At 41.7% G+C, this 12,796-nt stretch carries 17 protein-coding genes; 15 read left to right on the top strand and 2 right to left on the bottom strand.

What is annotated here, in order from left to right; all coding sequences use genetic code 11:
* The first annotated feature begins 18 nt into the window (after nt 1–18).
* Nucleotides 19–1,476 carry a hypothetical protein gene (locus FDZ78_RS00450; RefSeq protein ID WP_136408908.1) on the top strand — a complete coding sequence of 486 codons (1,458 nt, stop codon included), beginning with the start codon at nt 19–21 and terminating at the stop codon, nt 1,474–1,476.
* Nucleotides 1,477–1,543: 67 nt separating this feature from the next.
* Here the strand turns inward: FDZ78_RS00450 and FDZ78_RS00445 are convergent, their stop codons facing one another.
* On the bottom strand, nt 1,544–2,068 hold the full coding sequence (locus FDZ78_RS00445; protein WP_136408909.1) for a GNAT family N-acetyltransferase: 525 nt from the start codon (nt 2,066–2,068) through the stop codon (nt 1,544–1,546).
* Nucleotides 2,069–2,079: 11 nt separating this feature from the next.
* A complete protein-coding gene (locus FDZ78_RS00440; protein WP_136408910.1) occupies nt 2,080–2,394 on the bottom strand; it encodes a HigA family addiction module antitoxin in 315 nt (104 codons plus the stop codon).
* 351 nt (nt 2,395–2,745) lie between these two features.
* Here FDZ78_RS00440 and FDZ78_RS00435 point away from each other — a divergent pair, with 351 nt between their 5' ends.
* The 14 genes from FDZ78_RS00435 (at nt 2,746) to FDZ78_RS00380 (ending at nt 12,795) form a co-directional block, all read left to right on the top strand.
* Nucleotides 2,746–3,132, top strand: coding sequence for an AlpA family transcriptional regulator (locus FDZ78_RS00435; RefSeq protein WP_136408911.1), 387 nt, complete (start codon nt 2,746–2,748; stop codon nt 3,130–3,132).
* A 4-nt stretch (nt 3,133–3,136) separates the two neighbouring features.
* Nucleotides 3,137–3,502 carry a DUF3987 domain-containing protein gene (locus FDZ78_RS00430; protein WP_124076059.1) on the top strand — a complete coding sequence of 122 codons (366 nt, stop codon included), beginning with the start codon at nt 3,137–3,139 and terminating at the stop codon, nt 3,500–3,502.
* Nucleotides 3,489–4,274: a DUF6371 domain-containing protein gene (locus FDZ78_RS00425; protein WP_136408912.1), complete on the top strand. Its 786-nt coding sequence runs from the start codon at nt 3,489–3,491 to the stop codon at nt 4,272–4,274. Before FDZ78_RS00430 ends, FDZ78_RS00425 begins: the two co-directional genes overlap by 14 nt.
* A gap of 1 nt (nt 4,275) precedes the next feature.
* Nucleotides 4,276–4,686: a DUF3408 domain-containing protein gene (locus tag FDZ78_RS00420; RefSeq protein WP_136408913.1), complete on the top strand. Its 411-nt coding sequence runs from the start codon at nt 4,276–4,278 to the stop codon at nt 4,684–4,686.
* Nucleotides 4,687–4,871: 185 nt separating this feature from the next.
* Complete coding sequence (gene mobC, locus FDZ78_RS00415) at nt 4,872–5,237, top strand: plasmid mobilization relaxosome protein MobC (RefSeq protein ID WP_136408914.1); 366 nt, start codon at nt 4,872–4,874, stop codon at nt 5,235–5,237.
* Nucleotides 5,218–6,018 carry a relaxase/mobilization nuclease domain-containing protein gene (locus FDZ78_RS00410; RefSeq protein WP_136408915.1) on the top strand — a complete coding sequence of 267 codons (801 nt, stop codon included), beginning with the start codon at nt 5,218–5,220 and terminating at the stop codon, nt 6,016–6,018. Before mobC ends, FDZ78_RS00410 begins: the two co-directional genes overlap by 20 nt.
* Entirely contained in the window at nt 6,002–6,193 is a 192-nt protein-coding gene (locus FDZ78_RS00405; protein ID WP_136408916.1) for a hypothetical protein, read from the top strand. Before FDZ78_RS00410 ends, FDZ78_RS00405 begins: the two co-directional genes overlap by 17 nt.
* A gap of 18 nt (nt 6,194–6,211) precedes the next feature.
* Nucleotides 6,212–6,892: a hypothetical protein gene (locus FDZ78_RS00400; protein ID WP_136408917.1), complete on the top strand. Its 681-nt coding sequence runs from the start codon at nt 6,212–6,214 to the stop codon at nt 6,890–6,892.
* Nucleotides 6,889–7,392: a hypothetical protein gene (locus tag FDZ78_RS14535; RefSeq protein WP_160631898.1), complete on the top strand. Its 504-nt coding sequence runs from the start codon at nt 6,889–6,891 to the stop codon at nt 7,390–7,392. Before FDZ78_RS00400 ends, FDZ78_RS14535 begins: the two co-directional genes overlap by 4 nt.
* 139 nt (nt 7,393–7,531) lie before the next feature.
* Nucleotides 7,532–7,756, top strand: coding sequence for a helix-turn-helix transcriptional regulator (locus FDZ78_RS00395; protein ID WP_136408918.1), 225 nt, complete (start codon nt 7,532–7,534; stop codon nt 7,754–7,756).
* A gap of 13 nt (nt 7,757–7,769) precedes the next feature.
* Entirely contained in the window at nt 7,770–9,113 is a 1,344-nt protein-coding gene (dndC, locus tag FDZ78_RS00390; protein WP_136408919.1) for a DNA phosphorothioation system sulfurtransferase DndC, read from the top strand.
* Nucleotides 9,110–9,667, top strand: a complete 558-nt coding sequence (locus FDZ78_RS14755; protein ID WP_240740311.1) for an AAA family ATPase — start codon at nt 9,110–9,112, stop codon at nt 9,665–9,667. The genes dndC and FDZ78_RS14755 overlap by 4 nt, the downstream gene beginning before the upstream one ends.
* Entirely contained in the window at nt 9,624–11,225 is a 1,602-nt protein-coding gene (locus tag FDZ78_RS00385; protein WP_240740312.1) for a DNA sulfur modification protein DndD, read from the top strand. Before FDZ78_RS14755 ends, FDZ78_RS00385 begins: the two co-directional genes overlap by 44 nt.
* The gene (locus FDZ78_RS00380; protein ID WP_136408920.1) at nt 11,215–12,795 is read left to right on the top strand and encodes a DndE family protein; all 1,581 of its coding nucleotides are present in this window, start codon (nt 11,215–11,217) and stop codon (nt 12,793–12,795) included. Before FDZ78_RS00385 ends, FDZ78_RS00380 begins: the two co-directional genes overlap by 11 nt.
* Nucleotide 12,796 lies beyond the last annotated feature (1 nt).

Genomic DNA, 12,796 nt, shown 5'->3' with positions numbered 1-12,796 from the left:
TTTCGTCTGAACAAAATCGTGGGTGGAATTGTCTATAAAGACGTAAAAATTTTAATCCTCTATTTGCTTATTAGAAATACGCCCCAGCGCACGAGGATCTATGCTTCCCCTACCCGGGACAAAATTTTTATCTGGAGTGCCGTTGTTGCCGGATGTGGCATAATGGCTTTACTTGGTCGCCACGCTTCCATTCATCGTTTTGGTACCGACCAATTTACCGGCAATGTACTCTTTGCCGTTTTCTTTGTCCTATCAATCGGTCTTTATTGTGGTTTTCAATCAGTAATCGAAGACTTGTTCAACCGCCTTTCGGCTCTTTTTCGTCGCCGTGAAGTCATGGCTATTGCCGAAACTCCGACCAGTGAAAAGGTATCAGTAACCACGATAGATGTATCGGAAATACAGGAGCAATGCTCTGAGCCAATTCCAAAAACTGCTTGTGTAGCAGAGAACAAAGAAGAATCGAAAGTTGCCATTCCTATGAATGAAAACCGACCGTTTGAGGTATTGGAAATCGTAGACGATATGCGTCATATACGTTTCCCTGATGGAGAAGATGCTTATGTAGGCATGGAATTATCTGACGATGAGATTCTGATTGAGAAATCATATAATGATTCGAGAGACTATGATGCTGAACTTGAGGAAGCATACAACGTAGATCTTGACTCTATGACAGATGAGGAGCGTTATGACCATGAACACGGAGTTACCCGCATTCAAAAGAAGCGGGAATATGATGAAGATGTAGGTTTCTTCTCATCGGTATGCATTCAGGATGTTCACAAGAATCCGGATGGAAGTACTTTGATAGAGGAAACAGAGCAAGAGGTTTACGTTACTCCCGATGGTTCGGTGTATTATCTCGAGGACATGGGTCCAATTTGTGATTTCTATGAGAAACATAAAGACAATATCGAATCGCACGAGGAGATAATGACACGAAAGCAGCGATGTGATGAGGCGTTTAACGAACTAAAACGTCACGAAGAACTATATAATCTTGAACAAGTGTCGTTTATCTGTGCATATATCACACATACGATGGAACAGTTCATGGAGTCTCACGAACTGGACAAACTACACAATAATGCAAAAATCTGGACAGTCAATCCGTTAGCCCGGTTCGATGCTGTTCAGCTACGGAGCAATCACCTGTCAAAAGAAGACCTGAAGCATCTTGGCTATAATGTCGGGAAATTCCTGAAACTGAAAGGCGAAAACATAGCCTTATTCATCAAAAATGTATTTGCTAAAAGTTTCGGCTCCGTGCAGGTAGGAACTATTATTGCGAAACTTGCCGATAGGAATCCGGGGAAAGACCGCATTCCTTTACTCTCTGCCAAAGAAATGAATTATCTTTTCGAGCATTATAAACGCTATAAGACCATTAATCTCGACATTATCCCCAAGAGATTGGCAGAGGAAGAGGTTAAAGCCAAATTAGAGGCAGCTAAAAAGAAGAATAGGAAATAACAAGGGAACTTCCCGGTATAGTATTGGCGAATAGCCGTGACTTTTGTCATGGTTATTCGCCCTTTTGTTATAAATCAAGCTTATAAAGCACATGAACACACAGCGGAGAATCATCCGACAGATTAGGATGCCTGAACTCTCCGGCCTTTACCATTCCAATCTTTTGCATCACACGCTCTGACGGTGCATTTATCTTGGCAGTGAAAGAAAACAGCCTTTCAATCCCCGCACTCTTTGCCAGACTCAGCACAACTTTGGCTGCTTCGGTTGCATATCCCTGATTGTGATAGTCAGCGGCAAGACGCCACCCTATTTCAACTCCGGGAGTGAAGTCTGCATCGAAACCAATCTCATGCAGTCCTACATATCCGATAAATTCACATGTGGATTTTATTTCCACAGCATATAATCCCCAGCCTTTAGAGTCAAACTCATTCTGAATACGATTGTAGAAAGCCTCTGTCTCAGCATTACTCAGTGTTGCTGGGAAATAGCGCATAACACGTGAGTCCTTGTTCATCTCGGCGAACAAATGTAAATCCCCTGGCTTCCACGAGCGAAGAATCAATCGGTCTGTTTCAATAACTATCATTCAAAAATACTTTACAACACTGCCGCAATATTACGAATTGAAGAAAGACGCTTCATAAAAGATGCGTCTGACTTCGCCATCTGCATATTATAATCACTTTGCAGATTAAGCAATAAATCAGCCGGTATATTCAATGCCGCTTCTATAAGTAAAGCTATTTCGGTATTAACCCCTCTCTTCCCTTTGATTATCTCATTAAGCAGAGAATGCTTTACACCTATACTCTCGGCGAGTTTTGCCTGAGTAAGGCTATTTGCCTCAAGTTCATCTCGGATAAGTTCTCCCGGATGAGTGGGTTCAAACGGAGTAAGATTGTTAGCTATCATATAACTGTATTACGATGCAAAGATATAAACAGTTTTCAAACTTCACAAATTTGTGAAGTTTGTTTTATCTAAACTTACATCATTACATCGAACCCTACATCGGGCAACTTAATATTGCATTAAGTCAAGATCGCTTAAATTTAGGTTATCTGTAATCCCAACCATCAAATCACTCTAAAATTCATTTAATCACCACTTGAAAAGTTTATGCACGACCCGAATTGATACTCAATAGCTTACAGGATCAAATGAGGTTATTTTCGGTTATTTCAAGGTGTCCATATGACACTGACAACTCACTTTCAATCAGCGCGGTTTTATTTCCGTAAAACAATTTAAAATCGTACTGATATGGAAACATCCAAAATCTCTTTCGACCAGCTGCCACATGTGGTAAGCGATCTATCCGAGAAACTCGATCGAGTGCTTGACCTGCTTGAAAAGGCAGGCATCGCCGGCCTCTCCAAACAGTCCAAGTCCTCATGCAGACTCGTGTATGCGAAAGAGGCTTGCCAGATAATCGGCAAGTCACTTTCTACCCTCTACCGCGCGGTCAAAGTTCCGAATGACCCCATTCCGAGCTATAAGCGCGGCAAGCTCCTCTATTTTTATGAGGATGAAATCTACGCATGGATCGAGGGAGGGCGCAAACATTCCGCCGCTCCTTCTCTCGCCGAAACAGCAGCGGCCATCACTGCCGGTATGAAACGCCGTCCCCGCGGGGGCTATAATTTCTGAGCCTATGGAAAAGAATATTACTCCGGACTCTGTAATCAGCGCACTGATGAATCACGCCAAAACATCCGACAATGATTTTCCGGTCCACGTGTTCCCCGCCAAGATGCAACGGATTATACTCGAACTCAACACAACCTGCGGATTTCCGAATGACTACACGGCATCGGCTATGCTCGCTGCAATATCTGTGGCAATCGGCAATACACACCGAATCGAGGTGAAACGCAACTGGCAGGAATCGGCAATCGTGTATATCGCGATTGTCGGACGCCCTGGAGACTGTAAATCACATCCGCTTACATTCGTGATGCGCCCGCTGGTCAATGCCGATTGGAAAACAATCAGGGTTACTACCGATGAGCAGGATTGATGATGCAATGGTGGAGGCCACCATGCGTGGCTACGACCGCAATAATCTCTTTGCTTTCGTGGCGGCGATAATTGGAAGTGATGAAGCACGGCGATTGATGGAAATGTATCGCGTAGGCACATCAAAGCATTGGCAAGGTGCCACGGTATTCTGGCAAATCTCAAATGATGGTGAAGTCCGTGGCGGAAAGATTATGCTGTATGACCGATTGACCGGACATCGTGTTCAGGAGCCGTTTCCACACATCAACTGGGTACACTCGGTGTTGAGATTGCCCGACTTCAAGTTAACCCAATGTTTCTTCGGTGAGCATCTGCTCCCATATATCCGCGACAAGCCGGTTGCCATTGTGGAGAGTGAGAAGACGGCAATACTCGCAACACATTACCTCCCGCAATATCTGTGGCTCGCTACAGGCGGCAAGTGCAGTTGTCTCAACCGCGAGGCAATCAAAGCACTCCGAGACAGAGAGGTGATGCTGGTCCCCGACCTAAACGCTACTGACGATTGGCGCAAGAAACTGACGCTATTCGATGATTCCGGAATAAAGGCGACACTGTTTGAATCGCTTGAACAGATGGCTACCGATGAGCAGCGTACACAAGGTCTTGACATTGCCGACTTTCTGATATCCGAGCAAACTCCACATGGCATCCTTGAACAAATGATGCAACGAAATCCGGCATTGCGCCAACTTGTTGACGCGCTACATCTGGAACTCGTAGGCATCGAAGAATACAAACTGAGCGAAAGCTCTCTAAAATCTGAATGAAATGGCACAATCAAAAATCTCAAATCCTCAGTCATCCGAAATGACTGATATGTCTAACAATTCCATTTTCTCTGAAACTATGGAAAATCCTACCAACCCAGAAGTTCAGCCCATCGCTGAACAGAGCGAAGCCGCTCAGTCAAAGTCACCTCGCCCCACTGCCAAACAGCGCAAGAGCGAACTCGAAGATTACCGCACCGCTTTCTTTGCCCCGATTAAACTCGGCAAGGACAACAAACATCAGGTAGCAATCAGCAATGAGACGTTTGACCGTGTCGAGCGCACTGCCCGATTCTTCGGTGGTCCCGGCTACAGCGTCAGCAACTTTGTCGAGCACATCATCAATGAGCATCTTGACAATAACGCCGCCAATTATGAAGGCTGGTTCACACTAATCAGTAAATCGTTCTGACCACTGCTCCAAGGCAGTGAAAATGGCGAAGCCATCGGCAACGCCGGTATCCGGATATTCTGTAAGGAATAGGAGGATAGCAAGGTAGTGGCAATGTAAACATTTCCGACCTTGCATCCTCCGTTACCGGGCGGCTGGAGTCCGTTCCCGATGGTCACAAAGTCGAATCTCAAAATCCCAAGACAATGACATTCACAAGAAGAAAGAAAGCTCCTCCGGGAGCATCCGAGAAATCTGGCAAGTCATACGTTGTCAGTGTCAGGCTCAATGAAGAACAGTATCAGACCGTTCAGGAAAACTGTCGAAAATCCGGCAGAAAGTTGTCTGACTTCTGGCGCCACGCTCTGCTCAACGCCAAGGTTACGGCAGTAGCCACACCCGATGATATGGCGATTCTGCGTCAGATCGGGAGCATGGCGAATAATCTGAATCAGCTTGCGAAGAAAGCCAACGAAGCGGGTTTCAAACTCGTGGAGTGGTCTCTCAAAGGTCTGAGCAAGGAGATAAAAACGCTTTATACAAGACTGTCTTATGATTGGAGGCATAACTAAAGGAAGCTGTTTTTCCGGCTGCGTAGAGTATGTTCTCGCGCTGAAAGAGAAAAACAAAGAGGCACGTCTGCTCTATTCCGAGGGTCTGCTGACCGATACGCCGAAAGATATTATCGACGGTTTTGAGTGTCAGCGACATCTCAACAGCAGGGTCAGACACTGGTGCGGACACATATCTTTGTCCTATTCTCCGAAAGATGCCGAGCGCATGAGCGATGAATTTATGGTGAAACTCGCGCTGGAATATATGGATAAAATGGGTATCAAAAACACCCAGTTTATCATAGCCCGGCACCTCGACAAGGAGCATCCTCACTGTCACATCGTCTATAACCGGGTGGATAATGACGGCAAATGTGTAAGCGACAGTTTCGAATATTACCGCAACAACGAGATATGCGACGAGATGAAAAAGAAGTACGGTCTGACCTATGGTGAGAACAAAGACCAAGTGAAAACTGAGCGTCTTAAAGGACGGCCGAAAATCCGACAGGAGATTTATCTCGCCGTTCAAGCCGCCAAAAGATCAGCAAAGGACTGGACTACTTTTCAGCGCGAACTCTCACAAAAAGGTGTAACGGTAAGGAAAAAATTCCGACGTGGCTCTACCGAAGTCGACGGTCTTTCCTATTTCAAGGACGGGCAAAAGTTCAAAGCTTCGCAGGTTGACCGCAACGGCAGATGCTCCTACGATGTCATCTGCAAGGCTCTTGACCGGAACAAAAAAACGGCAGTCCCAGCCGGCATCGCCCTCGCCAAAACCAATGCGACAGCAGCCTAAACAGGGACCAAATGCAGTCGGCAAAGTGCTTGAAGCGGGAGCCAATATTGTCGAAGGACTCGGCAATGCACTCGGTGGTCTCTTCCAAGTCGGACCTGCCTATGACCCGGAAGAGGAGGCTTTCATCAACGAGATGAAACGCCGCCAAAAGAGAAAAAGAGGCAGAAGTGTGTAATTTCAAAAACTGAAAAACATGAAAGGAAATTCTGAAAATTTCTCGGAGAATATTCTCCAGAACATAGCTGACGACCTCAGCACAATCAATGGTACGTGCACCGAAATCAAGGAGTCGCAACTCAACTGCGCCACCGCCGACGATCTGAACAATATGGGTACCACCATAACGTCAGCCGTTACAGAAAAAGTCGATGAGATGCAGGCATCCATCGAAACACAGACGCAGACGGTCAGCGAAATCGGGAGCAATCTGACAGCCTCAGTCGATGACCTGAAGACTGAAATCACCAACAAGATTGACAACTTCACCGCCAATCCACCGGTACAGAAGATTGAAAAGACAATCCGTATCGCCAAGGAATCATGGCAAGTCTATCTCACCATGTTCATCTCGGTGTTCACCTTCATCTTCTTCGGAGCTGCCACTATCTGGCAAGAGTCGCGCATCGAACGAGCCCGTATCTCCGACATCAAGTATCACTACATCCTGATGCACGGAGGAGTTAACTCCGAAGGACTCGACAGCATTCAGAGCTGGTTCCGCGACCCTGAACGTGTCAAGCAAATCGAAAAAGAGGTGAAAGACTACGAAGACCGTGTGCAGGAAACCGCCCGCGCTCTCGATCAGAAGCACCGCCTCGAAGAAAAAATCAACGAACTCAATTCACAAACAAACCCCAAATCCAACAGAAAATGAAAGTATCCAACAACCTCAATCAACTCCTCTCCCGTGTGAAAACCCTCTTCGGCCACAAGGCTCCCAACGAAGAAAAACCGACAGAATCTACGACACAGCAGCCACTCAATACCGACCAGCGTGTGCGAAATGCACTCGCCGATGTAGAGAACTATCTCGCCGACAAATTCGGCACTCAGCCTTCCAATCTGACCTACAAAGAGTACAGCAATGGCATTAGCCTCACCTCTGACGACCCGACATTTTCTACTGCACTTGTCGTCCTGACACAGACCAAGGGCATGCTCAATCTCCCCGACAATGTAATCCTCTTAGGCTACGTCAAAACTGACAAAGGCGATGACTACCTCATCGAACTCCTCGGAAACTTCATCATCTTCCTCAAAAGACTTGGGCTCAAACACCGCATCCAACACCTCGCCATCGCCTTCTCGAAAGAGCACTATGACACACCATACGACGTCAAAACCGCCAACATAACCTGCGTCCGTCTCTACTAATCCCTCATCCTTCTCACTCGCCCCGACAAGAATCATCCCCTCTTGTCGGGGCATTTTTATGCTTAATAACATATATCGCCCTTATGGTTGTGTGAAAAATTTTCACTAAATTTGCAGCCGAACAATAGATTTGAATTTTATGGAAACAGACATAAATCGCATAAAAGTAGTTTTGGTTGAAAAGAAGAAGACAAATAAATGGTTATGTGAACAGCTAAATGTAAATCCATCAACTGTTTCAAAGTGGTGTACAAATTCTTCTCAACCAGATCTTGAAACGTTAGTTAAAATAGCAAATCTCTTAGAAGTAGAATTAGCAGATTTAGTGAATAAGCAATGTTTATCAAACGTATCTAAAAGTTGATAAATCATTTATTATGAAGAATCAACGTATAGAATATATAATCGATGAAATTTTAGATCAGTATGCGTATGCTGATGAATCAAATCGCCCATGGATAATTGGATTTAGTGGCGGTAAGGATTCTACAGTATTGCTTATGCTGGTCTGGATTGCCATGCTAAAATTAAAAGAGCAACCAGTTCCATTCCAATTACGACGCCCAATATATGTGGTATGTAATGACACATTGGTTGAGAACCCAATCATTGCAACTTATGTTGATGATGTATTGGCGCAAATAGAAACTAAAGCAAGAGAGGCAGATTTACCTATATTTGTAAGGAAAACTACACCACGACTTGAAGATTCTTTTTGGGTTAACGTTATAGGCAAGGGTTATCCCGTTCCTAACACTGCCTTTAGATGGTGTACCGAAAAAATGAAGATAAAGCCCACAGCGCGTTTTATCACAGAACAAGTGGACGAATGTGGTGAAGCAATAATATTAATTGGCACCAGAAAAGCAGAAAGTGCAACCAGAGCACGTTCTATCAAGAAACATGAAATACATGGCAAACGCCTTACTAAGCATACACTTTTGGCAAATACATTTGTATATGCTCCTATAAAAGAATTACTGCTTGAAGAAGTTTGGTATATAATTAATGCCATCCCATCACCATGGGGATTCGACAACAAGATACTATTTAATATATATCTTGACGCAAGTGCTGATGATTATGAATGCCCTACCGTTGTCACGGATAAAAGTCATGGTTCTTGTGGTCAGAGCCGTTTTGGTTGTTGGACCTGTACGGTTATTAAAGATGACAAGTCTATGCGGTCATTAATCAAAAATGGTAGAGAATGGATGCAACCTCTCTACGATTTTAGACTAAAACTTGATCAAGAACGTAATGTTATCGAAAATAGATTTCCACTACGGCGCGATGGTAAGAAAGCGGTTAATGATATGGGACCATATACGTTTACATACCGTGCTCAAATGTTGGAAGGTCTATTAAATGTACAACATGAATTACAACAGCATAATCCCCAAATAAAGCTTATTACCGATCAAGAATTGATTGCTATTCAAGTAAATTGGTATAGAGATTTCAATTTCGGACATCAGGTATCAGAAATATATAATAAAATCTATAATTCCACATTCGCTATGGAAGATGGCAAATTGAAAAATAAGTTGGAAGCAGATTTAATGCGAGAGATTTGCAAAGAAAATATTGAAGAAGGCGAATTAATCGAACAACTTCTGATGCTCCAAAAAAGTAAGTCGCTGATGCAACGACGTCGTGGACTTAAGACTGAAATTGAATCTCGTTTAGAAGAATTTGTTAAAACGAAAAAGAAACCATGACCATACGAGAAATCGAACTTAATAACTTCCGTATCTATAAAGGAAAGAATAAAATAAATCTTTCCCCCGATGGAGACCGAAATTTGATTATCGTTAGCGGTAATAATGGTTTCGGTAAAACTACTTTTCTCATGTCACTTGTGTGGTGTCTTTATGGCAAAAACATGGGAAAGGTAGATGAACTATATCGCAAGGAAATTGACGAGAAAGGTGGCTATAGCAAATACATTGGGAACAGTCTTAATTTTGAAGCTCAGAAAAATGGAGAAACTAAGTTTTCTGTGGCAGTCACTTTCACTGACGTAGAAATACCCGATACCCCTTGTACTGAAATTACTATAGTAAGGTCTTACGATAGTGCCACTAACTATGACGATGAATTAGAGATTCTAATTGACGGCAGAAAGAACGATTTATTTACTGGATCTAAGGAAGAAATAGCTAAGGAGGAGGAAATTTTTATTCGGGATTATATCCTACCCATAGAAATTGCTAAGTTCTTCTTCTTTGATGCTGAAAAAAATTGTATCATTCGCTCAAATCAATACTCCTGAACAGAGAAAGGATTTAAGTCTCGCCTATTCACAGGTTCTTGGTATACAGAAATATGAGGACTTGAAATCTGAGTTAATAAGGATTCAAGATGATTATAGAAAGGCATCCGCTAAACCTCAAGAGAAACTCGAGTTTGACGGGCTAATCAGTGCCATAAAAATAAAAGAAGAAAGTATCCAGAACCTGCTAGATGAAATTGATAACTTGGAAGATGATCGTGTAATTAAGCGTCATGAATCAGCCGAGTTACAATCCCAACTAATTCGAGAAGGTGACTTAATGTCTATTGATGAATTAGATAGACTAAATAACCGTAAAACAGACCTTAATACTGCATTAAGGGAGACTGAAGACGGTTTGAAAGACTTTTATAGCCTTATTCCATTTGGCTTATCTGGTGGAATCATGGCTGAACTCTTATCTCAACTAGAGTCAGAAAAAGCATACAAACAAAATATACTTCAACTTGAAGGAATCAACGATAAAACTGATATAATACTTGGCGATATTGAGGAAGCTAGAAAAGATATAACTTTCCGAATTGACTACAAGACGCGAGAGTTCTATGAAACTCAAATAAAGCAACTCATCAAAAAACATTTTTATAATGGTTTTGATGATAGTAAGTTCGAAAATTTCAGCACTCTTCACGATTTTAGTCAGGGACAGATTGAAGACTTCACTCGTTTAATCGTAAAGGTTAAGGATAGTAAGTCTTCGTTTGAACTACTGTTTAATAAGTATTCGAAACTTAAAGCTGAGCTGTTTTCTATAGAAAAAAGAATCCGAGAAGCAGAGAAAAAAGCTGAAAGTGACTACGTTCAAAAGATTCGTGCACGAAAAGAAAAGCTTGATCGAGAAATTGATTCAATTGGTGAGGAAATCGGAGAAAAACGAAAAGAAATTGAATCTATTAATGAGCAAGTAATCGCTCATAAGAAGCAGAAAGAGATTCTTTCAAAGAAAATTGATGTGGCCGACCAAAACAGAGCTGTAGATAATGAAGCAACCCGTTTGATTCATAAGATACAGAAATTCCTCATTCGCTTTAAAGATGAGAAGAAAAAGGCTCTAGCAAAAAAATTAGAGACTAAACTTCAATCTTATTTGCATAAAACTAATCTAGTTCAAAAAGTTATTGTTGACATCAATGGAAATGGTGATGATGTTGATATTAGCTTATATGACTATGATGATAAAAAAATAGATAACAGCATTCTTTCAATGGGAGAACGCCAAATGTTTGCATCTGCACTTTTAAGTGCTTTAGTTGATGAAACTGAGATAGAGTTCCCAGTATTCATTGACAGTCCAATGCAAAAATTTGACCCACTGCACACCAAGAACGTGCTAACAAAGTTCTATCCCAACGTTTCTAAACAGGTTATTCTTTTCCCGCTACTTAAAAAGGAGCTTACAGAAGATGAATACCGTTATATTGAACCTATTGTAAGTAAATCCTACTTGATTAGCAATAAAAAAGGCGGTTCTCATTTTGTGGAAGTAAAACCAGAAAACCTGTTCGAAGAATATAAAAATAGAGAAAATGCAAATTAATATAAGGACTTCGGGTGAGAACCAAAATGTTGTAACCCAATTAACCAGAAAACTCCCCGGTGGAACGAAAGAAAATGTGATAGCTCGTATCGCATTAGGATATTCATTGTCAACCGGGAAGAGATTTACTCCGCAGGAGTTTTCCTCCTATGATTCTCAAGGCAAAGAATATAAAGATCACATTCTGTTTGACGGACAGTACCGAGATTTTTTTATAGCCTTGATTTGTCAAGCTTATGGAATTACCAAAAATGATGAGCTGATTCCTAAGTATATAAAACTTCATGTTGATCATGGGCTTGAAAAAATAAACTATCTTTTCGAGCATAATCCTCAGTATACATTCTTCGATTTTCTTACTGAATATTTTAGTAATGGAGTTGATGCGATAGAGGATACCCCTGAGAGCTTTGACTCCGTAGAGAATAGAAATCAACACATATCTAAGAGTGTTTTCTCTGGTCCGATAAATATTAAAGTGGGATATAATCTCACTACAGGAGAGGACATATACTGTTGCTTTAATAATTCAAGACTTTACAATAACCAACATATTGCTGTTGCTGGAAAATCTGGCTCAGGCAAAACTCAGTTTGCGCTTGAGTTCCTTCGACAGCTTCATAAGAAAACGCAAGGACAGGTTAACTTTCTATTTCTTGACTTCAAAGGACTCAGTGAGGATGATAAATCTAAGATGAGTGACTTCTTTACCGAGACCCATACTGAGTGTATAAGTGCACCTCATACCCCATTCCCATTAAATCCTGTTTCTTTCATTGACAACATTAATGAAAAGAATAAACTCGTGGGAATAAATAAATTTGTAGATATTATTGCTAAGTACTCTAATATAGGTAAGAAGCAACAACAAACATTAAAGGACGCGACTAAAGAGGCTTTTATCAAACATAAAGATGGCAAACATCCTTCCTTAAAAGAAATTTACGATCTCGTTCTCGATACAGTTGGAGAGACTCGTGACACACTTACTGAGATTATGGAACGACTCAGCGAGTATGAACTTTTTGCGTCAAAAGTCAATGATCCAAGTATATTCCTAAATAATAACTACTACTTCTCGTTATCCGGTGAACTGGATAGCACTGTACGTTTTACTTCAATTTTCCTCATTATTAACTACATATTTAATGTCTTTACTAATATGGGTGGAACTGAGGTTGTTGACGGAAATAGGAGCATGCGCTATGTTTTGATGATAGACGAGGCTCATGATCTTTTCCGCGAGAAAAAATCATTAGAAATATTAGAGGTTCTTTTAAGGAAGATACGTTCCTATGGTGTTTCTATTGTTCTCTTGTCACAGGGTATATCAGAATATAATCAGGGGAATTTTGACTTCTCTCAAGAGTGTGAAACAGCTTTCCTTCTACCTATAAATGACCTGAACAATACTAAGGCGATAAACAAATTCCTTGGTCTGAGCGAAAAGGATGGTTCTCGCGCAATGCGAAATCTTGAGAAATTAGAGAATGGTCAGTGTGTTTCAAATATCAAAGAATTACCAAAAGGTGAATTGTTTGAAGTAGTCCAATATTATAAGGAAAAGTAAC

The sequence above is a fragment of the Duncaniella sp. B8 genome, from assembly GCF_005304985.1.
Classification (GTDB): Bacteria; Bacteroidota; Bacteroidia; order Bacteroidales; family Muribaculaceae; genus Duncaniella; species Duncaniella muris.
This window is presented reverse-complemented; position numbering and strand designations above follow the sequence as displayed.